The following is a 23,699-nucleotide window of genomic DNA, read 5'->3' as shown; positions in this document are numbered from 1 at the left end:
CGATGCCGCAGGTGGACCCCGAACTTTTCGACCGTGGCCAGTTCCAGGCGGAGCTGGCACTGAAGGCCAGCCCCATAGCGGCATTCAAGAAAGTCATCCGCCAGGCCCATGAGGTACTCGACGCCCGCTTTCGCGAGGGGCGCGACATCCGTCGGCTGATCGAGGACCGCGCCTGGTTCGTCGACAATATCCTGCAACAGGCCTGGGACCAGTTCGCCTGGAGCGAAGACGCCGATATTGCCCTGGTGGCGGTCGGCGGCTACGGTCGCGGCGAACTGCATCCCTACTCGGACATCGACCTGCTGATTCTGCTGGACAGCGCCGACCATGAGATCTTTCGCGACTCCATCGAACGTTTTCTGACCCTTCTGTGGGACATCGGCCTGGAAGTCGGCCAGAGTGTTCGCTCGGTGGAGGAATGCGCCGAAGAGGCCCGCGCCGACCTGACGGTCATCACCAACCTGATGGAAAGCCGCACCATCGCCGGCCCGGAGCACCTGCGCACGCGCATGCTGGACGTCACCAGCACCGCGCACATGTGGCCGAGCAAGGACTTCTTCCTGGCCAAGCACGCCGAACAGAAGGCCCGGCACCACAAGTACAACGATACCGAATACAACCTGGAACCCAATGTCAAAGGCTCACCCGGAGGCCTGCGGGATATCCAGACGATTCTCTGGGTCGCCCGTCGCCAGTACGGCACCCTGAACCTGCGGGCGCTGGCCGGCGAAGGCTTCCTGGTGGAAAGCGAAAACGTGTTGCTGGCCTCTTCCCAGGAGTTTCTCTGGAAGGTCCGCTACGCGCTGCACATGCTCGCCGGACGCGCAGAAGACCGCCTGCTGTTCGACCACCAGCGCAGCATCGCCGGGCTGCTGGGATTCCAGGGTGACGATGCCAAGCAGGCCGTCGAAAATTTCATGCAGCAGTACTACCGGGTGGTCATGAGCATCGCGCAACTCAGCGAGCTGATCATCCAGCACTTCGCGGAGGTCATCCTGGCCCCCGAGGCCGACACACCTCCGCAGCCACTGAATTCGCGCTTCCAACTGCACGACGGCTACATCGAGGCGAGCAACCCGAACGTCTTCAAGCGCACTCCGTTCGCGATGCTGGAAGTTTTCGTACTGATGGCCCAGCAGCCGGAAATCAAGGGCGTACGCGCCGACACCATCCGCCTGCTGCGCGAACACCGCTACCTGATCGACGACGATTTCCGCAACGACATCCGCAACACCAGCCTGTTCATCGAGCTGTTCAAGTGCAAAATCGGCATCCACCGCAACCTGCGCCGGATGAACCGCTACGGCATCCTCGGTCGCTACCTGCCGGAGTTCGGCGATATCGTAGGACAGATGCAACACGACCTGTTCCATATCTATACCGTCGACGCACACACCCTCAACCTGATCAAGCACCTGCGCAAACTGCAGTACACCCAGGTTTCCGAGAAATTCCCGCTGGCCGCCAAACTCATGGCGAAGCTGCCCAAGCCGGAACTGATCTACATGGCCGGGCTATACCATGACATTGGCAAGGGTCGCCACGGCGACCACTCGGAGCTCGGTGCGGTCGACGCCGAAGCCTTCTGCAGGCGCCACCAATTGCCGGCCTGGGACAGCCGGCTGATCGTCTGGCTGGTGCAGAACCACCTGGTGATGTCGACCACCGCCCAGCGCAAGGACCTGTCCGACCCACAGGTAATCCACGATTTCGCACAGATCGTCGGCGACAACGTCTACCTGGACTACCTCTACGTCCTGACCGTGGCCGATATCAACGCGACCAACCCGACGCTCTGGAACTCCTGGCGTGCCAGCCTGCTGCGCCAGCTCTACACCGAGACCAAGCGTGCACTGCGCCGCGGCCTGGAGAATCCGGTGGACCGCGAGGAGCAGATTCGCCAGACCCAGAGTGCCGCCCTGGACATCCTCGTGCGCAACGGCACCGACCCTGACGATGTCGAGCAGCTCTGGTCGCAACTGGGCGACGACTACTTCCTGCGCCACACCGCCGGCGACGTCGCCTGGCACAGCGAAGCGATCCTGCAGCAGCCGGCCGATGGCGGCCCTCTGGTGCTGATCAAGGAAACCACCCAGCGCGAGTTCGAGGGCGGCACGCAGATCTTCATCTACGCCCCGGACCAGCACGACTTCTTCGCCGTGACCGTGGCCGCAATGGACCAGCTCAACCTGAACATCCACGACGCCCGGATCATTACCTCCAGCAGCCAGTTCACCCTCGACACCTACATCGTGCTGGATACCGACGGCGGCTCGATCGGCGACAACCCCAAGCGGGTCAAGCAGATCCGCGAAGGCCTGGCCGAAGCCCTGCGCAACCCCGACGACTACCCGACCATCATCCAGCGCCGGGTACCACGCCAGCTCAAGCACTTCGCCTTTGCCCCGCAGGTGACCATCCACAACGATGCCCAGCGCCCGGTGACCGTGCTCGAACTGAGCGCGCCGGACCGCCCTGGCCTGCTGGCGCGGATTGGAAAGATCTTCCTGGAGTTCGACCTGTCGCTGCAAAACGCGAAGATCGCCACCCTGGGCGAGCGGGTGGAGGACGTGTTCTTCATTACCGACGCGCAGAATCAACAGCTGTCCGATCCGCAGCTGTGCAGCCGCCTGCAGGACGCCATCGTCGAGCAATTGAGCGTCAATTCCGAACCGACTATCGAGCTGACCCGCCTGAGCATCTAGCAGCGGGCCATGAACCTGATTTTGATTGAGAGCCGTACCCGATGAACAACGCGTTGAACCAGCTGCAACCCTATCCGTTCGAGAAATTGCGCGCCCTGCTCGGCAGTGTCCAGCCCACTGCGGACAAGCGTCCGATCGCCCTGTCCATCGGTGAGCCCAAGCATCGCTCGCCAAGCTTCGTCGCCGAAGCCCTGGCTGCCAATCTCGACCAGATGGCGGTGTACCCGACCACCCTGGGCATCCCGGCCCTGCGCGAAGCGATCGGTGCCTGGTGCGAACGCCGCTTCAACGTCCCCAGCGGCTGGATCGACCCGGCGCGCAACGTGCTGCCGGTCAACGGTACCCGCGAGGCTCTGTTCGCCTTCACCCAGACCGTGGTCAACCGCGGTGAAGACGCACTGGTGGTCAGCCCCAACCCCTTCTACCAGATCTACGAAGGCGCTGCGTTCCTCGCCGGGGCCAAGCCGCATTATCTGCCGTGCCTGACCGACAACGGGTTCAATCCGGACTTTGACGCCGTACCCACGGAAATCTGGCAGCGCTGCCAGATCCTGTTCCTCTGCTCGCCTGGCAACCCGACCGGTGCGCTGATTCCCCAGGCGACCCTGGAAAAACTGATCGCCCTGGCCGACGAGCATGATTTCGTGATCGCTGCCGACGAGTGCTACAGCGAGCTATATTTCGACGAACAGACCCCGCCACCGGGCCTGCTCAACGCCTGCGTGGCCCTGGGCCGCAAGGACTTCAAGCGTTGCGTGGTGTTCCACAGCCTGTCCAAGCGCTCAAACCTGCCAGGCCTGCGCTCCGGCTTCGTCGCCGGTGATGCCGAGATTCTCAAGGCCTTCCTGCTGTACCGCACCTACCACGGCTGTGCGATGCCCGTGCAGACCCAACTGGCCAGCGTTGCCGCCTGGAACGACGAAGTCCATGTACGGGCCAACCGGGCGCTGTACCGGGAGAAGTTCGACGCGGTATTGGAGATCCTCGCACCGGTGCTGGATGTGCAGCGGCCGGATGGCAGCTTCTACCTCTGGCCGAATGTCGCGGGTGACGACGCCGAGTTCTGCCGCGACCTGTTTGCCGAGGAGCACGTGACCGTCGTGCCGGGCTCCTACCTGTCTCGCGAGGTGGATGGCGTCAATCCGGGCGCCGGCCGGGTACGCATGGCCCTGGTTGCACCGCTGGCCGAGTGCGTCGAGGCAGCGCAGCGGATTCGCGCATTCATCGAGCGTCGCAAGCCGTAACCTCACCAGGCCCTGGCGGCAGTACTCGCTACCGCCAGGGCTCCCGGTTCGGCGAGGAGCGCCTCAGATATCCAGCACCAGCCGACCGGATTTGCACCCGGAAACACAGAGCATCATGGTTTTCCCCGAGGCACGCTCGGACGCACTCAGGACAAAGTCGCGGTGCTCGGGCGTGCCTTCCAGAACCACCGTCTCACAAGCCCCGCACACGCCTTCCCGGCAGCTGTAGGAGAGGTTCTGCCCCGAAGCGATCAGGGTATCCAGCAGGCTACCCTTGCCATCATGGTAGAGCTGCTTGCCGGAGCGCGAGAGCACAACCTCGAATCCGCCCCCCTCATTCTCGCTCGGCCCGACGCCGCAGAAGCGCTCGGTGTGGCGGTGCTCGATACCCAGCACGGCACAGGCCTGGTCGAAAGCCTCCAGCATTGGTGCAGGACCGCAACAGTAGAAATGCGTATCGCGAGGATAGTCCCCCAGCAGGGCTTTCAGATCAGGTGCGCCACCGTGCTGATCATCGAAATGATAGGTCACCGCCCCTGGCAAGCCGGCGAGTTCCTCACGAAACGCCACCTCCGTCTCGGAGCGCGCGCAATACAGCAATTCGACAGCCGCCCCCGTGCCCGACAAATGCCTGGCCATGCTCAAGAGTGGCGTTATGCCAATGCCGCCAGCAATAAAAACAGCCTGTTCCGCACGACGGACTGGAAAGTTGTTGCGTGGTGCCGACGCCTTGAGCAACCCACCCACCCTCAGATGCTTGTGGATAAAGGCCGAACCGCCGCGGCTTCGGCGATCGTGGAGTACCCCTAGACGATAGTGGCTCAGGTCCGACGGCGAACTCATCAGCGAATAGCTGCGCACGAGCCCATTGGGCAGGTGCAGATCGATATGCGCTCCAGCCTCGAACGCTGGCAAAGGTTGTGCCCCAACCGGTGCCAGGTCTATGGACAGGATACTGGGGGTTTCCCGGGTAATGCTTCTGACACGGACGGTCTGTAGGCTGGCGCTCATATCTACTTTCCTTGTATATATCTGGCAATAGGGCCGCTCGCCGCGGATCTGGAGAGCGCCCTGTTTCTGGTAAAACAATAATTAGCCGAGAGCGGATTTTTCGATGTTACTCATGGATGAATGTATAGAGCTGTTAAATGCAATGGATGCCCGAACCTGGTTTCAGTCGCTCACTGTTTCTGTCGGGAAACTCGGATACAGCCAACTGCTGTACGCCCTGAAGCCCAACAAGGAAGCACAGAACGACGCCGCGGAAATCATAAGTAACTTCCCAGTCGACTGGCGCAGTCGTTACGATAACGAGAACTATTCCTGTCTCGATCCTACCGTCCGCCACAGCTTTTCCTCCTCACTGCCCATCCTCTGGGAAGACAGGCTCTACAAGACGAAAAAACAGAAGGAGTTTGCCGAAGAAGCCAGGAGTGCCGGCCTCAGCCATGGCATGACCCTGCCCATACACGGCCCCCAGGGCCAGGTCGGCATGCTCAGCCTGAGTTGCGACTCGATGCCGGAAGCCGAATACCGACAGAGACTCAAATGCAGCATCGGCGCGGCCACCATGCTTCGTGACTATGCGGTGACCAGTAGCAGTCAGCATTTTCTCCAGGGTTCAAGCTCCACTCCCCCTCAACTTACTCCCCGCGAACTGGAAATCCTGCATTGGGCCTGGGCCGAAAAGACCACTTGGGAAATTGGCAAGATCCTCAGTCTGTCGGAGCCCACTGTCGAGTTTCACTTCAAGAACATCCGACGCAAGTTGAACGTCGGCTCCAGGAGACTCGCCGTGGCAAGAGCCATACAACTGGATCTCATGACGCCCTAGGGCAATGTCCTGATCGGGCGGTGACAGCAGATCGTGCACATCGATCCGCCCGGCGATATACAGCCTGAGCAACACCGCAAGGCTTGCCGACCCCCGCCCTGCGCACTCCAGCCGGCTTGCCGCCGGCTGGCTCAAGCCGAACATTCGCCAAAACGCACCCTGACTCCAGCCCAGCTGCAGGCGCAACGCAACGGCTTGCCTGATCAAACTTCGTTCAACCCTCATTTCGGCGTCTCATCAGCAAACCCAGACGATATTCGACTCTCGGTACAGCGGCCACCTATCAGATTGATAGGCTGCTAATTATCCAATCTGGATATACAAATAAGTCACCTTCGTGAGGTAACTTCCGTGAATATAGCTATTGATATGAGAAACAACTTCGACAAGAGCTGCCTGCAAGAAATGCACAAACTGCGAGCCAGGATATTTCGAGAGAAAAAAGACTGGGACGTCAGTGTCATCGCAGGCATGGAGATCGATGGTTACGACGCGCTGAATCCCTACTACATGATTCTGCAGGATGCGGATCCGGATGAAAGTGTCTGTGGTTGCTGGAGACTCCTGCCGACCACCGGCCCGAACATGCTGGCCGATACTTTTCCGGAACTCTTGGCGGGCGCACCGGTTCCCTGCGCCGAAGACACCTGGGAGCTCAGCCGCTTTGCGATCTGCCAACCGAGCGGACGCCCCTACGCCTTCTCCGACCAGTCACTCATCGCCATCAGGGCAGTCGTCGGTTTTGGTGTCGAACGAGGGTTGAAGCACTTCGTTACGGTGACCGCCGTCGGTGTCGAGAAACTGCTGATCAGGCTTGGCCTGGACATCCGTCGGCTGGGTCCGGCCAGGACCATCGGCGTCGAGCGCGCCGTTGCCCTGTCCATCGCCCTCAGCCAGAAGACACTGGATGCCCTGGCGGGCAGCGAGGTCGAATCCAACCTGTCAAATTGATAGGTTGTTCCGCCAGCAGATTGATAGATGATTCCTCCCGCATCGCAATGTACCGGGTTGGGCCCTGCGGCCATGGCGGTACGTAAACATCACGCTTTCATCATAAATACAACTGGACTGTGGAGATGACACATGGACACCGTGATTGACTTGCCAAAACGCGACGCCGAGTTCGCCAGCCGGGAAACCTGGCCCGAGTTCATCACCGCCACGGCTCAACAGGACTATCTGGCAGCCGAGGCCGGGTTGCAGCGGGCCTTCGAACAGGGCTACAGCCACTGGTACATCGACGGCAGCCTCGAGGGCGAACGTCCGGCCGACTTCACCGGGCAACGCATCGCCGCGCTGAACGAAATGATCGCCAGCACCGGGGTAAAACCCATCTTCCACGGCAACTTCAAGGCGCCACTGGGCAGTGACGTGGAAGACCTGGCCGCCGCCGCCCTCGACTACGTGAAAAAAGAGGTCGACATCTGTGCCGCACTGGGCGGCGCACCGCTGATCGTGCACGGCGGCGGCGTGGTCGAACCGCGCCTGGTCAAGGAAGCACGCCAGAAAGGCCTGGAACGCCTCATCGGCAATCTCCAGGAACTGGTCGCCTATGGCAAGGCCCGTGGCGTGCAGATTTGGCTGGAGAACCTGTGCAACTACACTCGCTTCCACCCCTTCTACTACATCTGCACCACCGAAGACGAAGTGGAGCACGTGCTGGAATCCGTGCCAGGCCTATATATGTTCCTGGACGTATCCCACGCCTACGTCAACGAAGGCGATCCGTTGTCCTTCTTCTGGAAGTTCAGCAACCGCGTGGTTGGCATGTCTTTCAGTGACAACAATGGCGACAGGGATTCGCATTTCCCGCTGGGCCAGGGCAACCTCGATTTTCCCGGCCTGATCGATGCCGTCCAGTACACCAGCTGGAAGGGCATGGTCGGTTTCGAAACCCGTGGCGGCACCCTGCGTGGCAGTGTCGACTTTCTCAACCAACTCGTAGCGTCCAGCGCTCGATAATCTGTTGCGCTGACGACGGGTTCACCTCGTCGTCAGCGCCGGAGGCTCCAACATGGGAAACCCCGCATCGGTCACTGAATCGCCAGGAGAGCAGCGCCTGACCGGACGCAGTTCCTTCATGGAAGGTTGCATCGATTCACTCCCCGTCTGCCTGACCTTCATGTTCCTGTTCTTTTCCATTGGTGCAGCCAGCCGGATTGGGGGCTTCACCGGGCTCCAGGCGTTGCTGATGACCTTCACCGTGCACGCAGCGCCGCTGCAGGTCTTCCTCGCCCAGCACGGGGAGAACCTGACCGTCATGTCGATCCTGTTCACCACCCTGGTGGTCAACTTTCGCTTCCTGATCATGTCCTCGGTGCTCACCGAGCACTTCAAGGGCGTGCCGTTGTGGAAATCGCTGCTGTCGGCCCAACTCCTGTCGATCTCCACCTTCACGCTGTCCAATGCCAGGAAGGGCATGATCGCCAATGTCTACAACTACTACCTGGGTTGCGGCATCAGCACGCTATTGGTCGCCATTCTCGCCACCGGCCTGGGCTACTGGGTCAGCGCCGAGCAGAACCCTCTCCTGCAGTCGGTCATCAGTGTGATCCTCCCCATTCACTTCACCGTACTCGCCTCACTGGCATGGCCGAAACTCAAGCCGATGATCGCCACCGGCGCCGGTTTCGCCTTGACGCCAATCGTTGGCCGCTACCTGCACGAGTACCAGATCTTCGTGGTGCCCTTCGCGATCGGCGCCGCCCTGCTGATCTGGGACGCATTGTTTGAACGGAAGACCCAATGAACAACTGGACGCTGATTCTCGTTGCCTCGCTCGCCTCCTATGCCTTGCGGGCCATTCCCATCCTGGTGTTTCACAAATTCCAGATCGCCTCCGATGGCTTGATCTATCGCTTCCTGAACTATGCAGCCTTTGGCGTCATGGGTGGAATCATCTACTCCGCCCTGCTGGGCGAGCATTACTACAACGACTGGATGGGCCATTTCGACAATCACCTGGCCCTACTGAAACTGGCCACCCTGTGCCTCGCCGTATTCATCGCCGCACGCTTCAGAGGCGTATTCAAGACCCTCTTCATCTGCCTCGGCTTTTTCATCGCCATGACGTTCTTCGTAGGAGTTTGACGCAATGCCAGATTCTCGCCCACCGCTGCCGGAACTGAAAAAACTGCGTGAGAAACACGCCGAATTCTGCGAACGCCGTGAGTCGATCAATATGACCCGTGGCCTGCCCTCGCCAGAGCAGATCTCGCTGTCGCACGATTTCCTGAGTCTTCCCGGCACCCATCAGTTCTCTTCCGCCGATGGCCAGGACTGGCTCAATTATGGGGGGCTGCAAGGCGTCAAGGAGGTTCGTGAACTGTTCGGGCCGGCCCTGCTCGGGCTTCCCGGCGAACAAGTCGCTATCGGCGAGAACTCCAGCCTGGCCCTGATGCACGAAGCCATTGGCCATGCCTGGATCAAGGGGTTCCCGGGCACGCAGCCCTGGGGCAAGGCCGAGAAGGTACGCTTCATCTGCCCGGAACCCGGCTACGACAGGCACTTTTCGATCTGCGAGTACTACGGCATCGAAATGATTCCCGTGGCCCTGGACGAGCATGGGCCCGATATGGAAGCGGTAGAACGCCTGGTCGCAGCCGACCCGAGCATTCGTGGCATGTGGTGCGTACCTCGGCACGCCAACCCCAACGGCGCGATCTACAGCGAGGAAGTGATCAGGCGACTCGCCGGCATGCCCACGGCGGCACCGGACTTCAAGCTGTTCTGGGACAACGCCTATGCAGTTCACGACTTCGAGGGCGCTCCCGAGCAGGCACCGGCTCCGTACCCGGCCTGCGTGCGTGCCGGCAACCCGGACCGGGTGATCATGTTTGCCTCGACATCCAAGATGGTCATTCCCAGCTCGGGTATCTCGATGATCGGCGGCAGCCCCGCAACCCTGCGCTGGTGGCTCGATTGCCGCCAGCACAAGACGATCGGCCCGGACAAGGTCAACCAGGTCCGGCACCTGATGTTCTTCCGTACACAGGAAAACCTGTTGGCGCACATGAAACATCACGGCCAATCGCTGGGAGCCAAGTTCGAGCGCGTCCAGCAGGTCTTCAGCCGCGCGCTGACAGGGCTGCCGCAGGTCAGTTGGTCCCGTCCCAGCGGAGGCTACTTCATCTCCCTGCTGGTGCCCGAAGGGCTGGCCGGCCGGGTGGTTGCCATCGCCGCCGAGGCGGGGGTGAAAATGACACCTGCCGGGGCGACCCACTGTCATGGTCATGACGCCCAGGGGCGCCATCTGCGCATTGCACCCTCCTATCTCAACCTGGCACAGATCGACCAGGCGACCGAAATCATCGCCAACTCGGTCCTGCTCGCGTGTGCCGAACACGGGGAAGCTCGCTGAGCCCACGGCTCCGTCCCGACGGCACGAAGGCGAATCCTTCGTGCCGTGCCTTCGCATCCATCCAGGAACCATCATGAGTGAACCGCCATTGCCCACTGCACGGGATGTGCAAGACGCTGCTGCCCGCCTGAAAGGTCGGGTCCAGCGCACGCCCGTCTTCACCTCGTCCACCCTCGACAGCTGGCTGCACAGCCGCATCCACTTCAAGTGCGAGCAGTTCCAACGCATGGGGGCCTTCAAGATACGCGGCGCACTCAATGCCCTGATGAAACTCGACACCTCGGCCAGGCAACGGGGAGTGGTGGCCTACTCGTCCGGCAACCACGCCCAGGGAGTCGCGCTGGCCGCACGCGAGTTGGGCATACCGGCGGTGATCGTCATGCCTTCCGATGCACCGGCGGCCAAGAAGGCGGCGACGATAGGCTACGGAGCAACGGTGGTGGAGTACGACCGCCATGCCGAAGACCGGCTGGCAATCGCCAGGCAGTTACAGCAGGAGCATGACTACACCTTTATTCCTCCGTTCGATCACCCCGATGTCATCGCGGGCCAGGGCACTGCCGCCCTGGAGCTGTTCGAAGAGGTTGGTCAGCTGGACGTGCTGCTCGTCCCGGTCGGGGGCGGAGGGCTGATTGCCGGGACGGCACTGATCGCCAACGCCCTGGCCCCGGATTGCCAGATCATCGGCGTTGAACCACAGGCCGGAAATGACGGGCAACGCTCGTTGCGCACGGGCTCTCTCGTCACCATCCCGACACCCGTCACCATCGCCGACGGTGCGCAGAGCCAGTCATTGGGCAACCTCACGTTCCCGATCATCCGGGAGCGGGTCAGCGATATCGTCACCGTAACCGATGACGAGTTGCTGGAGGCCATGGCGTTCCTCGCTGCACGCATGAACCTGGTCGTCGAGCCCACGGGGTGCCTGGCGGCCGCCGCCGCCTTCAAGCTGCGTGAACAGCTTCGAGACAAACAGGTTGGCGTGATATTGTCTGGCGGCAATGTCGACCTTGAGCACTACGCCCGGCTATTGCTCCAGCCGCACGGGCACATTGCGAACCGGTAAGCGAATCAAGGAGAGATCATCGTCATGGCGCAGCGACTCATCGATGCCCAAACCCTTTTCGGCCTGGCAATCGAGTCATCGGCCATTACTCGCGAATGCGCCTGCCTCCAACGGAGCCTGGAAGGTTGGAGCAGTTGGCCGGTAGGCTATCGGGAAGAGGCCTTCACCGAGATCGGCACACTGGCCAAGTATCCTCCAGAGGAGGCGGTGATCGACGAATACCACCCCCAGGGCACCACCTACTGGTCACCGCAAGCCCCCATCGCGCCGCTCTACTATCCCTACAACCAAAGCACCGTATGGTGCTGTGGCAGCTGCGGGCGCCTTTACATCCGCCACAACGATGACGGTGCCTACCACGTGGAGCGGCGTATCCGCAGGGTTCAGCCAACCATGGTGGTGGATGCTCCCCACGCCAACGATGGTCGAGAGCCCGGGTGGTGAGCGCCCCGTAGGCTGCCCGGTATCCGCCGGTAGACGGTGGTGCCGCGCCATCCCTGCGTGAGACGCCAACTGCGCTGCTACTTCACCTGCCCCAGGTTGGCCTCGCTCAGGTCCAGCTCGCCCAACACCTCACGCAGAGCATCATCGCCAATCTGGTGATGACGACGCAGGCTATACAATTCCAGCCGCTGCGCCCGCAGTGCCTTCAGGCGCAGGCGCCGCTCCAGCAGGTCCATCTGGAACGCCAGCGCCTGGGCTTCGGCGGAATCGTTGAACACCTCCAACTGATGCCGATACTCGGACATGATCCGCGCCTTCAGTTCGGCGGCCAAGGCTGCCTGGGCCGCATCCGCCGCATTGGGCTCAGCCGCCTCCTCGATCTCCAGCGCGCGGATCGCGGCCTCGGCTGTCCGTCGCCAGGCCTCGCGTACTTCATGGCGACGAGCATCGTCCGGACTCGGCGCGACATCACGCAACAACACCGGCAACGCGATACAGGCCGTCACCAGCGACAGCAGGATCACCCCCGCAGCGATGAAGATCAGCAGGTCACGCTCGGGAAAAGCCGTTCCCGGCGCGATCAATAGTGGCACCGACATCACACCCGCCAGAGTCACTGCCCCACGGACACCGCCCAGGGTCAACAGCCAGCAGGAACGTGCCTTGGGCATCGACGCCAGTTCACTCTTGCCGCGCCAACGCCGCAACAATACCGACAACCGCCAGATGCTCTGTACCCAGACGTACCGCAGCACCAGCAACACCAGGAAGATCGCCAACACATCCAGGCAACGGTAGAACAGCGTTGGCCACAACGAGGCTTCATGACTGGCCACTGCCTTGACGATGTCCGGCAACTGCAAGCCCAGCAACAGGAAGATCAGGCCATTGAAGGCAAACTCCAGCAACGACCAGACGCTGCGATTGAGCAGCCGGGTGCTGGTCTGCCGTGGCAGCAGGTCGAGCCAGCTCTGCATCATGCCTGCCGCCACCGCCGAGAGGATGCCCGAGACACCCAGGCGCTCGGCCAGGACATAGGCGGCAAACGGCAACAGCAGCATGAACACCACATGGGTCGCCGGATCGTCCCAGCCCCGGGCAATCATCCAGGCCCGCAAGCGGCCGATCAGCCAGCTCAGCACCACCCCAGTGGCCAGGCCACCGACCGCCACCAGCAGGAACGTCAGGCTGGCATTGGCCAGGGAAAACACCCCGGTCACGGCCGCCGCCAGGGCGAACTTGAAGGTCACCAGGCCCGAAGCATCGTTCATCAACGCCTCGCCCTGCAGCATGTGCATCAAGGGTGTGGGCAGGCGGTTCTGGGCAATCGCCGAAACCGCCACGGCGTCCGTCGGCGATAGTACCGCAGCCAGGGCAAACGCCACTGGCAAGGGAATACCGGGCAGCAACCAGTGAATGAAGTAGCCGGCGCCGACCACGGTGAACAGCACCAATCCCACCGCCAGGGTCAGCACGGGTCCGCGCAAACGCCAAAACTCGCGCTTGGGCATCCGCCAGCCATCGGAAAACAGCAACGGCGGCAGGAACATGAAAAGAAACAGCTCCGGGTCGAGGGCGACATGCAGGCCGAGGGTCGGCCAGGCCAACGCCGCGCCGGCAGCGATCTGCACCAGCGGCAGAGGCAGCGGAATTACCCGCGCCAACAAACGCGAGACGCCGACCAGCATCAGCAGAATGAGGACGGTGTAGGCGGTTTGCATAAGGCGACTTCCCAATCGTTCAACAACATCTCCGGCAGCAACCAGCCGCCAAAGTGCCATATTAACCGCTTAATCTGCCGCGCGAGCGTCGTGCCATGGTCGCATGTGAAATCCCTGCCGACCAAATGGGCAGCCAAGGGGTTGGCCCCGAACCGACTCGGCCATGGCATAATTGCCGACTGTTCATCTCGCACATCTGCAAAAGGGGGCAATTCCCGTGACCGATACGAGCAACACATTGCGCCTTTTCGGAATCAAGGCCTGCGACACCATGAAGAAGGCTCGCACCTGGCTGGACGAACACGCCGTAGCCTACGATTTCCATGATTACAAGACCGCCGGCATCGACCGCGAAAACCTCACCCGCTGGTGCAACGAGCACGGCTGGGAAGTGGTACTCAACCGCGCCGGCACCACCTTCCGCAAGCTCGACGACGCCAGCAAGGCCGATCTCGACCAGGCGAAGGCGATCGAGCTGATGCTCGCACAACCTTCGATGATCAAGCGCCCGGTGCTCGATCTCGGCAACCGAACCCTGATTGGCTTCAAGCCAGATAGCTACGCGGCGGCCCTCAACTGAGCCAGAGCGCTCAAGGCCCCACTCAATTTCGCAAGAGGTAACTGCATGTCCACTACTCTGTTCAGCCTGGGCTTCGGTGTCGGTACCCAGAATCGTCAAGGCGCCTGGCTGGAAGTGTTCTACGCCCAGCCACTGATCCAGCCATCGGCCGCACTGGTCGAGGCCGTCGCCCCGGTACTGGGCTACACCGGCGGCAACCAGGCTATCAGCTTCACCCCGGCGCAGGCCGCGCAACTGGCCGAAGCCCTCAAGAGCGTCGACGCCGCACAAGCCGCGCTGCTGACCCGCCTGGCCGAGAGCCACAAGCCGCTGGTCGCCACCCTGCTGGCCGAAGACGCACAACTGACCTCCACGCCAGAGGCCTACCTCAAGCTGCACCTGCTGTCCCATCGCCTGGTCAAGCCGCACGGCCTGAGCCTGGCTGGCGTATTCCCGCTGCTGCCGAACGTGGCCTGGACCAGCCAGGGCGCGATCGACCTGGCCGAACTGGCCGAGCACCAGTTGGAAGCGCGTCTGCGCGGCGAGCTGCTGGAAGTGTTCTCGGTGGACAAGTTCCCGAAAATGACCGACTACGTGGTGCCGAGCGGCGTACGTATCGCTGACAGCGCACGTATCCGCCTGGGCGCCTACATTGGCGAAGGCACCACCGTAATGCACGAAGGTTTCGTCAACTTCAACGCCGGCACCGAAGGTCCGGGCATGATCGAAGGCCGCGTCTCGGCTGGCGTATTCGTCGGCAAGGGTTCGGACCTGGGCGGCGGTTGCTCGACCATGGGCACCCTGTCGGGTGGCGGCAACATCGTGATCAAGGTCGGCGAAGGCTGCCTGATCGGCGCCAACGCCGGTATCGGTATCCCGCTGGGCGACCGCAACACCGTCGAGTCGGGCCTGTACGTGACTGCCGGCACCAAGGTCGCCCTGCTCGACGAGAACAACCAGCTGGTCAAGGTGGTCAAGGCCCGTGACCTGGCCGGTCAACCGGACCTGCTGTTCCGTCGCAACTCGGAAACCGGCGCCGTGGAATGCAAGACCCACAAGTCGGCCATCGAGCTGAACGAAGCACTGCACGCACACAACTGATAGCGCGCCTGTGGGAGCCGGTCCATCGGTTCCCACAACACAGGCTGCCAATCACCGCAGTACCTGTAGGAGCAGGGCTTGCCCGCGAAGAGGCCCTAAAGATCGCCTCAACCTCCGCTGGCAAACCGCGATCCCACCACCGGGGCCAACACCATGCTGATACCCTCCCCCTGGCGCGCCGATTTCCCGGCCATCGCCGCCCTGCAACGGCAGGACCAGACCTACCTGGACAGCGCCGCCACCACGCAAAAACCCCAGGCCCTGCTCGACGCCCTGACGCATTACTACACCAATGGCGCGGCCAACGTGCACCGTGCCCAGCACCTGCCAGGCGCCCATGCGACCCAGGCCTTCGAGGACAGCCGGCTGAAAACCAGCCAATGGCTGGGAGCGGGCGAAAACGGACAGATCATCTTCACCCATGGCGCCACCTCGGCGCTGAACCTCCTGGCCTACGGCCTGGAGCATCTCTTTCAACAGGGCGACGAGCTGGTCATCAGCGCCCTGGAACACCACGCCAACCTGCTGCCCTGGCAACAACTGGCAAAACGACGTGGGCTCAAGCTGGTGGTCCTGCCGATCAACGCCGCCGGCCTGATCGACCTCGACGCCGCCCATGGCCTGATCGGCGAACGCACCCGCCTGCTGGCGGTCAGCCAACTGTCCAACGTACTCGGCGCCTGGCAACCGTTGCCTCAACTGCTGGCCCGGGCCAAGGCCTGTGGCGCCCTGACCGTCGTCGACGGTGCCCAGGGCGTCGTGCATGGCCGCCATGACGTGCAGGCACTGGACTGCGACTTCTATGTCTTCTCCAGCCACAAGCTCTACGGCCCCGACGGGCTCGGCGTGCTCTATGGTCGCAACGACGCCCTGCGGCAACTGCGCCACTGGCAGTTCGGCGGCGAGATGGTCCAGGACGCCGACTACCAGCACGCCAGTTTCCGCCCCACGCCCCTGGGCTTCGAGGCCGGAACGCCGCCGATTGCCAGCGTGATCGGCCTGGGCGCGACCCTCGACTATCTCGCCGGGCTGGATCAGGCCGCGGTGCTTGCCCATGAAGCCGCGCTGCACGATCACCTGCTGCAAGGCCTCAAGGTGCGCAAGGGCATCCATCTGCTGGGCGAACCGCAACTGGCCCTGGCCAGTTTCACCGTCGAAGGTGTCCACAGCGCCGACTTGGCCCACCTGTTGACCGAACAGGGCATCGCGGTGCGGGCCGGTCATCACTGCGCGATGCCCTTGATGAAACGACTTGGCTTGAGCGGGGCGATCCGTGTCTCGTTGGCGCTGTACAACGATTCCGAGGACCTGGAGCGCTTTTTCGAAGCACTGGACCAGGCCCTGGAGCTGTTGCGATGAGTTTGCCGAGCGAAGCCCAAGGCGCCCTGGACAGTTTTCAGGCGGCGGCCGGCTGGGAGCAACGGGCGCGCCTGCTGATGCAATGGGGCGAGCGCCTACCCACCCTGGACGAAGCCGAAAAAACCGAGGCCAACCGGGTGCATGGCTGCGAAAGCCAGGTCTGGTTGACGGGCAGTCTGCAGGACGGCCAGTGGCGATTCGTCGCCAGCAGCGATGCGCGGATGATTCGTGGGCTGGTGGCGCTGCTGCTGGTGCGGGTCAACGGCCTGAGAGCCGAGGAGCTGCAGGCAATCGACCTGCCCGACTGGTTCAACCAGCTCGGCTTGTCCCGCCAGCTATCACCGTCGCGCAGCAACGGCCTGAACGCCGTGCTGCAACGGATGCGCGAGCTGACTCGCCAGCCCTGAACGGCACGGGTTGTGGCGAGGGTTATTGCGGCCTGGCCCGCTCCGACGGCCGCCGCACGCCCGCTACCAGCTTGTCCACGGCCTTGGTCGCGGCAACCATGCCGAAGGTCGCCGTGACCATCATCACCGCACCGAATCCACCCGCACAGTCCAGCTTCACTCCATCACCGACGAAACTCTTCTGAAGGCAGATACCGCCGTCCGGTTTCGGATAGCGCAACTGCTCGGAAGAAAACACGCACGGCACGCTGTAGTGGCGATTGACCGTCCGGGAGAAGCCATAATCACGACGCAGGGTCGAACGCACCTTGGAGGCCAGCGGGTCGTTGAAGGTGCGGTTCAGGTCGCAGACCTGGATCTGCGTCGGATCGATCTGCCCACCCGCCCCGCCGGTGGTGATGATCTGGATCTTGCGCCGCTTGCACCAGGCAATCAGCGCCGCCTTGGCGTTGACGCTGTCGATGCAGTCGATCACGCAGTCGATATCGGCGGTGATGTACTCGGCCATGGTGTCGCGGGTAACGAAATCCGTCACCGCATGCACCTGACAGTCCGGGTTGATGCCCTTGAGGCGCTCGGCCATGACGTCGACCTTGGCCCGACCCACCGTACTGTCGAGGGCATGCAACTGGCGATTGCTGTTGCTGACGCAGACATCGTCCAGGTCGAACAGGGAAATCTCGCCGACGCCGCAGCGGGCAATGGCCTCGGCCGCCCAGGAACCGACACCGCCCACGCCGACGATGGCCACGTGAGCCGCCTTCAGCCGCTCCAGGCCCTCAATGCCATACAACCGGGCAACGCCGGCAAACCGCGGATCTTCTGCACTCATGACCAATCACCGGAAAAATCGGCGCGCATTATAGGCTGATCGCAGGGCGCAGGCACCTTCAGCCTACAAATGGCGGCTACCAGAGTGAAAATGACAGCACCTTCACAAGAAACCGACTACAAAGACTCGGGAAAGAACTTAAACCGATGGTCACTGCCTAAGCTCCGCAGTGTTCTAGCACGTATCGCACGTGTAGGATGCGCGCCGCGCTGTTCAACGTTCTACTTCGGAACCCGAAATATCTATGTCATCGCGTAAATTTGGACTCAACCTGGTGGTGGTGCTGGCAATCGCCGCGCTGTTCACCGGTTTCTGGGCGTTGATCAACCGTCCGGTCTCGGCCCCCAACTGGCCTGAACATATTTCCGGCTTCTCCTACTCGCCCTTCCAGCAGGGACAATTCCCGCAGAAGGACCAGTACCCGACCGACGATGAAATGCGTCGCGACCTGGAGATCATCAGCAAGCTGACCGACAACATCCGGATCTATTCGGTCGACGGTACGCTGCAGGACATCCCCAAGCTGGCCGAGGAATTCGGCCTGCGGGTCACCCTGGGTATCTGGATCAGCCCGGACCAGGAGCGGAATGAACGGGAAATCACCCGTGCCATCGAACTGGCCAACACCTCACGCAGCGTGGTTCGCGTGGTGGTGGGTAACGAGGCGATCTTCCGCAAGGAAATCACTGCCAAGGAACTGGGGGTTCTGCTCGATCGCGTGCGCGCCGCGGTGAAGGTGCCGGTGACCACCTCCGAACAGTGGCATATCTGGGAACACAACCCGGAACTGGCCAGGCATGTCGACCTGATCGCCGCGCACATCCTGCCGTACTGGGAATTCATCCCGATGGAGAAATCCGGCCAGTTCGTGCTCGACCGCGCCCGTGAACTCAAGCGCATGTTCCCGAAAAAGCCGCTGCTGCTCTCGGAAGTCGGCTGGCCGAGCAATGGCCGGATGCGCGGAGGCGCCGATGCGACCCAGGCCGACCAGGCAATCTACCTGCGCACGCTGGTGAACAAGCTTAACCGCCAGGGCTTCAACTACTTCGTGATCGAAGCCTTCGACCAGCCGTGGAAAGCCAGCGACGAAGGCTCCGTGGGCGCCTACTGGGGCGTGTACAACGCCGCGCGCCAGCAGAAATTCAATTTCGAGGGCCCGGTAGTCGCCATTCCACAATGGCGAGCCCTGGCCGTCGGTTCGGTGGTGCTGGCGATGCTGTCGCTGGCGGTCCTGCTGATCGACGGCTCGGCATTGCGCCAGCGCGGCCGGACATTCCTGACGTTCATCACCTTCCTCTGCGGTTCGGTACTGGTGTGGATCGGCTACGACTACAGCCAGCAGTACAGCACCTGGTTCAGCCTGACCGTGGGCTTCCTCCTCGCCCTCGGCGCACTGGGGGTATTCATCGTGCTGCTGACCGAGGCACACGAACTGGCCGAGGCGGTCTGGACCCACAAGCGTCGCCGCGAATTCCTGCCGGTCGAGGGTGAATCGGACTACCGCCCGAAAGTCTCCATCCACGTGCCGTGCTACAACGAGCCACCGGAGATGGTCAAACAGACCCTCGATGCCCTGGCGGCCCTCGACTATCCGGACTACGAAGTCCTGATCATCGACAACAACACCAAGGACCCGGCGGTCTGGGAGCCGGTGCAGGCGTACTGCGAGACCCTCGGCCCGCGCTTCCGCTTCTTCCACGTCGCGCCCCTGGCCGGTTTCAAGGGCGGTGCGCTGAACTACCTGATCCCGCATACCGCCAAGGATGCCGAAGTCATCGCGGTGATAGACTCGGACTACTGCGTCGACCGCAACTGGCTCAAGCACATGGTGCCGCACTTCGCCGATCCGAAGATCGCCATCGTGCAATCGCCGCAGGACTACCGCGACCAGCACGAAAGCACCTTCAAGAAGCTCTGCTACTCCGAATACAAGGGCTTCTTCCATATCGGCATGGTCACCCGCAACGACCGTGACGCGATCATCCAGCACGGCACCATGACCATGACCCGTCGTTCGGTCCTGGAAGAACTGGGCTGGGCCGACTGGTGTATCTGCGAAGACGCCGAGCTGGGCCTGCGGGTGTTCGAAAAAGGCCTGTCGGCGGCTTACCACCATCACAGCTACGGCAAGGGCCTGATGCCCGACACCTTCATCGACTTCAAGAAGCAGCGCTTCCGCTGGGCCTATGGTGCGATCCAGATCATCAAGCGGCACACTGCCAGCCTGCTGCGCGGCAAGGACACCGAACTGACCCGTGGCCAGCGCTACCACTTCCTCGCCGGCTGGCTGCCGTGGGTCGCGGACGGCATGAACATCTTCTTCACCGTCGGCGCCCTGCTCTGGTCCTCGGCGATGATCATCGTGCCGAAACAGGTCGACCCGCCGCTGCTGATCTTCGCGATCCCGCCGCTGGCACTGTTCTTCTTCAAGGTCGGCAAGATCCTGTTCCTCTACCGGCGCGCGGTCGGCGTCAACATGAAGGACGCCTTCGCCGCGGCATTGGCCGGCCTGGCGCTGTCGCACACCATCGCCAAGGCGGTGCTGTACGGTTTCTTCACCAGCAGCATTCCGTTTTTCCGCACACCGAAGAACGCCGACAAGCACGGCTTCTGGGTCGCGATCTCGGAAGCGCGCGAAGAACTGTTCATCATGCTGCTGTTGTGGGGCGCGGCGCTCGGGATCTACCTGGTGCAGGGCCTGCCGAGCAACGACATGCGTTTCTGGGTCGCCATGCTGCTGGTGCAGTCTCTGCCATACGTGGCTGCGCTGTTCATGGCTTTCGTCTCTTCGCTGCCGAAACCGGCCGAGGAGCCTGAGCAGGTGCCGGCCGCATAAAGTCCAGGCAATCCACTAAACGGCGGCCTTTGGTCGCCGTTTTGCTTTAAGATATCCGCCACTTTCTGCACACCGCGCCCTGTAGGAGCCGGCTTGCTGGCGAAGAGGGCCTCAAAGGCGCCAACACTTCGCGGGCAATCACGCTCCCACAGGCCGAGCCTGTCTTTCATGTTTTCGGAGTTTTCCATGACGGCCCACGCCGAGCTTTCGCCGACCCTGCAACTTGCCTGTGATCTGATCCGCCGCCCATCGGTGACCCCGGTCGACGCCGACTGCCAGAAACTGATGATGCAGCGCCTGGGCGATGCCGGCTTCAACCTCGAGCCGATGCGCATCGAGGACGTGGACAACTTCTGGGCCACCCATGGTCGTCATGACGGACCGGTGCTGTGCTTCGCCGGCCATACCGACGTGGTCCCGACCGGCCCGGTGCAGGCCTGGCAGAACGATCCGTTCGATGCGCTGATCGACGAACACGGCATGCTCTGCGGGCGCGGCGCCGCCGACATGAAAGGTAGCCTCGCGGCAATGACCGTGGCGGCCGAGCGCTTTGTCAGCGACTACCCGGACCACAAGGGCACGGTCGCCTTCCTGATCACCAGCGATGAAGAGGGCCCGGCCCACCACGGCACCAAGGCGGTGGTCGAACGCCTGGCCGCGCGCAAGGAACGCCTGGACTGGTGCATCGTCGGCGAACCGTCGAGCACCTCGCTGGTCGGCGACGTGGTGAAGAACGGCCGTCGCGGCTCCCTCGGCGCCAAGCTGACCATCCGCGGCGTGCAAGGTCACGTGGCCTATCCGCACCTGGCGAAGAACCCGATCCACCTGGCCGCGCCTGCGTTGGCCGAACTGGCCGCCGAACACTGGGACGATGGCAATGCCTTCTTCCCGCCGACCAGCTTCCAGATCTCCAACCTCAATTCCGGCACCGGCGCGACCAACGTGATCCCCGGCGACCTGGTGGCACTGATCAACTTCCGCTTCTCCACCGAATCGACTGTCGAAGGCCTGCAACACCGGGTCGCGGCGATTCTCGACAAGCACCAGCTGGACTGGCACGTGGACTGGGCCCTGTCCGGCCTGCCGTTCCTGACCGAGCCGGGCGCGCTGCTCGACGCGGTGTCTTCCAGCATCAAGGCAATCACCGGGCGCGACACCAAGGCCTCGACCAGCGGCGGCACCTCCGACGGGCGCTTCATCGCCACTCTCGGCAGCCAGGTGGTGGAACTCGGCCCGGTCAACGCGACCATCCACCAGGTCAACGAGCGGGTCCTGGCCAGCGACCTCGATGTGCTGACCGAAATCTACTACCAGACCCTGATCAAGTTGCTCGCCTGATGCTCACCTGCCCTCTTTGCAGCGCACCGCTGGACGCGGTCGACAACGGCGTGGCCTGCCCGGCCGGGCACCGTTTCGACCGCGCCCGCCAGGGTTACCTGAACCTGCTGCCGGTGCAACACAAGAACAGCCGTGACCCGGGCGACAACCAGGCCATGGTCGAAGCCCGGCGCGACTTCCTCAATGCCGGGCACTATGCGCCGGTCGCCCGGCGCCTGGCCGAGCTGGCGGCAGAGCGGGCCCCGCAACGCTGGGTCGATATCGGCTGTGGCGAGGGCTACTACACCGCGCAGATCGCCGAAGCGCTGCCAGCGGCCGACGGCTATGCCCTGGACATCTCCCGCGAAGCGGTAAAACGCGCCTGCCGTCGCAACCCGAAACTGACCTGGTTGATCGCCAGCATGGCGCGTATTCCGCTACCGGATGCCAGTTGCCAGTTTCTCGCCAGCGTCTTCAGCCCGCTGGACTGGCAGGAAGCCAAGCGCCTGCTCAGCCCCGGCGGCGGCCTGATGAAGGTCGGCCCGACCAGCGGCCACCTGATGGAGCTGCGCGAGCGGCTGTATGACGAAGTGCGTGAATACACCGATGACAAACACCTGGCCCTGGTGCCGGAAGGCATGGCGCTGCAACACAGCGAAGTCCTCGACTTCAAACTGCGCCTGGAGCATCCCGCCGACCGCGCCAACCTGCTGGCCATGACCCCGCACGGCTGGCGCGCCAGCGCCGAGCGCCGCACCCAGGTGATCGAGCAGGCCGAGCCGTTCGAGGTCAGTGTGTCGATGCGCTACGATTACTTCGTTTTGCAATGATCCCCATGACCAAACTCGCCAACCCCGGTTGGCGACCGCCAGAATCCGCGAATGGATTTTTCAGCAGCCGCAGAGAGGACATCCATGCGCCAGCCTGATATCGAGATTTACCTGAAAGACGCCGACGTCGACCACAAGGCCATTACTGCCTGGCTGGGCCAGGCGCTTGGCCCATGCACCGAGTGGAAGCAAAAGGGCCAGACCTGGAAATGCAAGGCTGCCGGCGTACCCGTGACCTGGCTGCCAAAGGCCGTGGGCAAGTGGAACAGCCTTTACCTGGAAAGCGACCAGACCCCTTGGGACGACGACATCGCCTGTGCCCGCGCCGCCTTCGCCGCGCTGCAGGTGGAAGTGCGCTGCGCACCTGGAACCTGGGTCGAGGAGGAAGGCGAGGAAAGCGCCGACCGCTGGATTCGCATCAGCGTCGACGGAGAAGAAGAGATCACCTGGCGCACATCCTGAATCAGACAGAACTTGCCCTGGCCAGGTCTACACGGGTCCGGCCATGGCCAAACCTTGTGGTGAGCGGGCTTGCCCGCGCTGGGGCGCAAAGCGGCCCCAACCCCGGCTGACGTGTTTTCCAGACGTATCGCTGCCAACCGGTTTACGGCTACTTCGCAGCCGAACGCGGCGGTGCGGCGTTCCGACAAGCCCGCTCGCCACAAGGTTGTTTGCTGCGGGCTACAGCCCCACCACATCCTCGGCCTGCAGGCCTTTCTGGCCTTGCACCACCGCGTACTCGACCTGCTGCCCCTCGGCCAGCGAACGATGGCCCTGGCCACGAATCGCGCGATAGTGCACGAACACATCCGCCCCACCCTCACGCTGGATGAAGCCGTAGCCCTTGGCATCGTTGAACCATTTCACACTGCCAGTTTCGCGAGTTGTCATGAATCCGTACTCCATTTTTATTATTGGGTGAACCCCGCTCGCAGGGTTCTACTAGCCTGATCGCCAGAACTTCGGACGACGCTCGTGGGTCATACCGCTGAGGGCGAATCCCGGAGTATAAGACAGCACGAAAAACTCTCAATCAATATTACTTCGTTGCGTTTTTGCCGATTTTCGCCAGATACGGCACACT

Annotated in this window: 22 protein-coding genes and 1 pseudogene; 18 read left to right on the top strand and 5 right to left on the bottom strand. The window is 62.5% G+C overall.

Features of this window, described 5'->3' with window-relative positions; genetic code table 11:
- Positions 1-2 precede the first annotated feature (2 nt).
- On the top strand, positions 3-2,705 hold the full coding sequence (locus AC6I6U_RS10455) for a [protein-PII] uridylyltransferase (protein WP_497881872.1): 2,703 nt from the start codon (positions 3-5) through the stop codon (positions 2,703-2,705).
- Positions 2,706-2,746: 41 nt separating this feature from the next.
- Positions 2,747-3,949 carry a succinyldiaminopimelate transaminase gene (gene dapC, locus AC6I6U_RS10450; RefSeq protein WP_497881871.1) on the top strand — a complete coding sequence of 401 codons (1,203 nt, stop codon included), beginning with the start codon at positions 2,747-2,749 and terminating at the stop codon, positions 3,947-3,949.
- A 63-nt stretch (positions 3,950-4,012) separates the two neighbouring features.
- On the opposite strand, the gene AC6I6U_RS10445 is transcribed toward dapC, so the two are convergent.
- Positions 4,013-4,960, bottom strand: coding sequence for a PDR/VanB family oxidoreductase (locus tag AC6I6U_RS10445; protein ID WP_497881870.1), 948 nt, complete (start codon positions 4,958-4,960; stop codon positions 4,013-4,015).
- A gap of 103 nt (positions 4,961-5,063) precedes the next feature.
- On the opposite strand from AC6I6U_RS10445, the gene AC6I6U_RS10440 reads away from it, so the two are divergent.
- On the top strand, positions 5,064-5,783 hold the full coding sequence (locus tag AC6I6U_RS10440) for an autoinducer binding domain-containing protein (protein WP_497881869.1): 720 nt from the start codon (positions 5,064-5,066) through the stop codon (positions 5,781-5,783).
- Positions 5,784-5,852: 69 nt separating this feature from the next.
- Here AC6I6U_RS10440 and AC6I6U_RS10435 read toward each other — a convergent pair.
- A pseudogene (locus AC6I6U_RS10435) lies at positions 5,853-6,008 on the bottom strand (hypothetical protein); the annotation flags it as partial.
- A 144-nt stretch (positions 6,009-6,152) separates the two neighbouring features.
- On the opposite strand from AC6I6U_RS10435, the gene AC6I6U_RS10430 reads away from it, so the two are divergent.
- From AC6I6U_RS10430 to AC6I6U_RS10400, 7 genes are all read left to right on the top strand, one after another.
- Positions 6,153-6,734, top strand: a complete 582-nt coding sequence (locus AC6I6U_RS10430; protein ID WP_497881868.1) for an acyl-homoserine-lactone synthase — start codon at positions 6,153-6,155, stop codon at positions 6,732-6,734.
- Positions 6,735-6,866: 132 nt separating this feature from the next.
- Entirely contained in the window at positions 6,867-7,745 is an 879-nt protein-coding gene (locus tag AC6I6U_RS10425; protein WP_497881867.1) for a sugar phosphate isomerase/epimerase family protein, read from the top strand.
- A 52-nt stretch (positions 7,746-7,797) separates the two neighbouring features.
- Positions 7,798-8,532: an AzlC family ABC transporter permease gene (locus AC6I6U_RS10420; protein WP_497881866.1), complete on the top strand. Its 735-nt coding sequence runs from the start codon at positions 7,798-7,800 to the stop codon at positions 8,530-8,532.
- On the top strand, positions 8,529-8,873 hold the full coding sequence (locus AC6I6U_RS10415; protein ID WP_497881865.1) for an AzlD domain-containing protein: 345 nt from the start codon (positions 8,529-8,531) through the stop codon (positions 8,871-8,873). The genes AC6I6U_RS10420 and AC6I6U_RS10415 overlap by 4 nt, the downstream gene beginning before the upstream one ends.
- Before the next feature lie 4 nt (positions 8,874-8,877).
- Positions 8,878-10,143 (top strand): aspartate aminotransferase type Ic, encoded by a 1,266-nt coding sequence (locus AC6I6U_RS10410; protein ID WP_497881864.1) that lies wholly within the window; start codon positions 8,878-8,880, stop codon positions 10,141-10,143.
- Between the two features lie 73 nt (positions 10,144-10,216).
- Positions 10,217-11,209, top strand: coding sequence for a threo-3-hydroxy-L-aspartate ammonia-lyase (locus AC6I6U_RS10405; protein WP_497881863.1), 993 nt, complete (start codon positions 10,217-10,219; stop codon positions 11,207-11,209).
- A gap of 24 nt (positions 11,210-11,233) precedes the next feature.
- Entirely contained in the window at positions 11,234-11,653 is a 420-nt protein-coding gene (locus tag AC6I6U_RS10400; protein ID WP_497881862.1) for a hypothetical protein, read from the top strand.
- Positions 11,654-11,730: 77 nt separating this feature from the next.
- On the opposite strand, the gene AC6I6U_RS10395 is transcribed toward AC6I6U_RS10400, so the two are convergent.
- On the bottom strand, positions 11,731-13,374 hold the full coding sequence (locus tag AC6I6U_RS10395) for a Na+/H+ antiporter (protein ID WP_497881861.1): 1,644 nt from the start codon (positions 13,372-13,374) through the stop codon (positions 11,731-11,733).
- Positions 13,375-13,645: 271 nt separating this feature from the next.
- Here AC6I6U_RS10395 and AC6I6U_RS10390 point away from each other — a divergent pair, with 271 nt between their 5' ends.
- The 4 genes from AC6I6U_RS10390 to AC6I6U_RS10375 all read left to right on the top strand — a co-directional run bounded on the left by AC6I6U_RS10390 (position 13,646) and on the right by AC6I6U_RS10375 (position 16,800).
- Positions 13,646-13,954: an arsenate reductase gene (locus AC6I6U_RS10390; protein WP_497881860.1), complete on the top strand. Its 309-nt coding sequence runs from the start codon at positions 13,646-13,648 to the stop codon at positions 13,952-13,954.
- Positions 13,955-13,999: 45 nt separating this feature from the next.
- On the top strand, positions 14,000-15,034 hold the full coding sequence (gene dapD, locus AC6I6U_RS10385; RefSeq protein ID WP_497881859.1) for a 2,3,4,5-tetrahydropyridine-2,6-dicarboxylate N-succinyltransferase: 1,035 nt from the start codon (positions 14,000-14,002) through the stop codon (positions 15,032-15,034).
- 153 nt (positions 15,035-15,187) lie between these two features.
- Positions 15,188-16,393: an aminotransferase class V-fold PLP-dependent enzyme gene (locus AC6I6U_RS10380; protein ID WP_497881858.1), complete on the top strand. Its 1,206-nt coding sequence runs from the start codon at positions 15,188-15,190 to the stop codon at positions 16,391-16,393.
- Positions 16,390-16,800, top strand: a complete 411-nt coding sequence (locus tag AC6I6U_RS10375; RefSeq protein ID WP_497881857.1) for a SufE family protein — start codon at positions 16,390-16,392, stop codon at positions 16,798-16,800. The genes AC6I6U_RS10380 and AC6I6U_RS10375 overlap by 4 nt, the downstream gene beginning before the upstream one ends.
- A 22-nt stretch (positions 16,801-16,822) precedes the next feature.
- Here AC6I6U_RS10375 and tcdA read toward each other — a convergent pair whose 3' ends face one another.
- On the bottom strand, positions 16,823-17,632 hold the full coding sequence (gene tcdA / locus AC6I6U_RS10370; RefSeq protein WP_497881856.1) for a tRNA cyclic N6-threonylcarbamoyladenosine(37) synthase TcdA: 810 nt from the start codon (positions 17,630-17,632) through the stop codon (positions 16,823-16,825).
- Positions 17,633-17,876: 244 nt separating this feature from the next.
- Here tcdA and AC6I6U_RS10365 point away from each other — a divergent pair, with 244 nt between their 5' ends.
- The 4 genes from AC6I6U_RS10365 to AC6I6U_RS10350 all read left to right on the top strand — a co-directional run bounded on the left by AC6I6U_RS10365 (position 17,877) and on the right by AC6I6U_RS10350 (position 23,077).
- Positions 17,877-20,468, top strand: coding sequence for a glycosyltransferase (locus AC6I6U_RS10365; protein WP_497881855.1), 2,592 nt, complete (start codon positions 17,877-17,879; stop codon positions 20,466-20,468).
- 186 nt (positions 20,469-20,654) lie between these two features.
- Entirely contained in the window at positions 20,655-21,806 is a 1,152-nt protein-coding gene (dapE, locus tag AC6I6U_RS10360; RefSeq protein ID WP_497881854.1) for a succinyl-diaminopimelate desuccinylase, read from the top strand.
- The gene (locus AC6I6U_RS10355; RefSeq protein WP_497881853.1) at positions 21,806-22,615 is read left to right on the top strand and encodes a putative RNA methyltransferase; all 810 of its coding nucleotides are present in this window, start codon (positions 21,806-21,808) and stop codon (positions 22,613-22,615) included. Before dapE ends, AC6I6U_RS10355 begins: the two co-directional genes overlap by 1 nt.
- Before the next feature lie 84 nt (positions 22,616-22,699).
- The gene (locus tag AC6I6U_RS10350; protein ID WP_497881852.1) at positions 22,700-23,077 is read left to right on the top strand and encodes a hypothetical protein; all 378 of its coding nucleotides are present in this window, start codon (positions 22,700-22,702) and stop codon (positions 23,075-23,077) included.
- Between the two features lie 219 nt (positions 23,078-23,296).
- Here AC6I6U_RS10350 and AC6I6U_RS10345 read toward each other — a convergent pair whose 3' ends face one another.
- Complete coding sequence (locus AC6I6U_RS10345; protein ID WP_497881851.1) at positions 23,297-23,506, bottom strand: cold-shock protein; 210 nt, start codon at positions 23,504-23,506, stop codon at positions 23,297-23,299.
- Positions 23,507-23,699 lie beyond the last annotated feature (193 nt).

This window comes from Pseudomonas sp. UTLPPB19802, assembly GCF_059730225.1.
This window is presented reverse-complemented; position numbering and strand designations above follow the sequence as displayed.

Excerpts from the sequence above, each read along its gene's own strand:
- AC6I6U_RS10455 (WP_497881872.1), top strand. The coding sequence starts at position 3 with ATGCCGCAGGTGGACCCCGAACTTTTCGACCGTGGCCAGTTCCAGGCG.
- dapC (WP_497881871.1), top strand. The coding sequence starts at position 2,747 with ATGAACAACGCGTTGAACCAGCTGCAACCCTATCCGTTCGAGAAATTG.
- AC6I6U_RS10445 (WP_497881870.1), bottom strand. The coding sequence starts at position 4,960 with ATGAGCGCCAGCCTACAGACCGTCCGTGTCAGAAGCATTACCCGGGAA.
- AC6I6U_RS10440 (WP_497881869.1), top strand. The coding sequence starts at position 5,064 with ATGTTACTCATGGATGAATGTATAGAGCTGTTAAATGCAATGGATGCC.
- AC6I6U_RS10430 (WP_497881868.1), top strand. The coding sequence starts at position 6,153 with ATGAGAAACAACTTCGACAAGAGCTGCCTGCAAGAAATGCACAAACTG.
- AC6I6U_RS10425 (WP_497881867.1), top strand. The coding sequence starts at position 6,867 with ATGGACACCGTGATTGACTTGCCAAAACGCGACGCCGAGTTCGCCAGC.
- AC6I6U_RS10420 (WP_497881866.1), top strand. The coding sequence starts at position 7,798 with ATGGGAAACCCCGCATCGGTCACTGAATCGCCAGGAGAGCAGCGCCTG.
- AC6I6U_RS10415 (WP_497881865.1), top strand. The coding sequence starts at position 8,529 with ATGAACAACTGGACGCTGATTCTCGTTGCCTCGCTCGCCTCCTATGCC.
- AC6I6U_RS10410 (WP_497881864.1), top strand. The coding sequence starts at position 8,878 with ATGCCAGATTCTCGCCCACCGCTGCCGGAACTGAAAAAACTGCGTGAG.
- AC6I6U_RS10405 (WP_497881863.1), top strand. The coding sequence starts at position 10,217 with ATGAGTGAACCGCCATTGCCCACTGCACGGGATGTGCAAGACGCTGCT.
- AC6I6U_RS10400 (WP_497881862.1), top strand. The coding sequence starts at position 11,234 with ATGGCGCAGCGACTCATCGATGCCCAAACCCTTTTCGGCCTGGCAATC.
- AC6I6U_RS10395 (WP_497881861.1), bottom strand. The coding sequence starts at position 13,374 with ATGCAAACCGCCTACACCGTCCTCATTCTGCTGATGCTGGTCGGCGTC.
- AC6I6U_RS10390 (WP_497881860.1), top strand. The coding sequence starts at position 13,646 with ATGAAGAAGGCTCGCACCTGGCTGGACGAACACGCCGTAGCCTACGAT.
- dapD (WP_497881859.1), top strand. The coding sequence starts at position 14,000 with ATGTCCACTACTCTGTTCAGCCTGGGCTTCGGTGTCGGTACCCAGAAT.
- AC6I6U_RS10380 (WP_497881858.1), top strand. The coding sequence starts at position 15,188 with ATGCTGATACCCTCCCCCTGGCGCGCCGATTTCCCGGCCATCGCCGCC.
- AC6I6U_RS10375 (WP_497881857.1), top strand. The coding sequence starts at position 16,390 with ATGAGTTTGCCGAGCGAAGCCCAAGGCGCCCTGGACAGTTTTCAGGCG.
- tcdA (WP_497881856.1), bottom strand. The coding sequence starts at position 17,632 with ATGAGTGCAGAAGATCCGCGGTTTGCCGGCGTTGCCCGGTTGTATGGC.
- AC6I6U_RS10365 (WP_497881855.1), top strand. The coding sequence starts at position 17,877 with ATGTCATCGCGTAAATTTGGACTCAACCTGGTGGTGGTGCTGGCAATC.
- dapE (WP_497881854.1), top strand. The coding sequence starts at position 20,655 with ATGACGGCCCACGCCGAGCTTTCGCCGACCCTGCAACTTGCCTGTGAT.
- AC6I6U_RS10355 (WP_497881853.1), top strand. The coding sequence starts at position 21,806 with ATGCTCACCTGCCCTCTTTGCAGCGCACCGCTGGACGCGGTCGACAAC.
- AC6I6U_RS10350 (WP_497881852.1), top strand. The coding sequence starts at position 22,700 with ATGCGCCAGCCTGATATCGAGATTTACCTGAAAGACGCCGACGTCGAC.
- AC6I6U_RS10345 (WP_497881851.1), bottom strand. The coding sequence starts at position 23,506 with ATGACAACTCGCGAAACTGGCAGTGTGAAATGGTTCAACGATGCCAAG.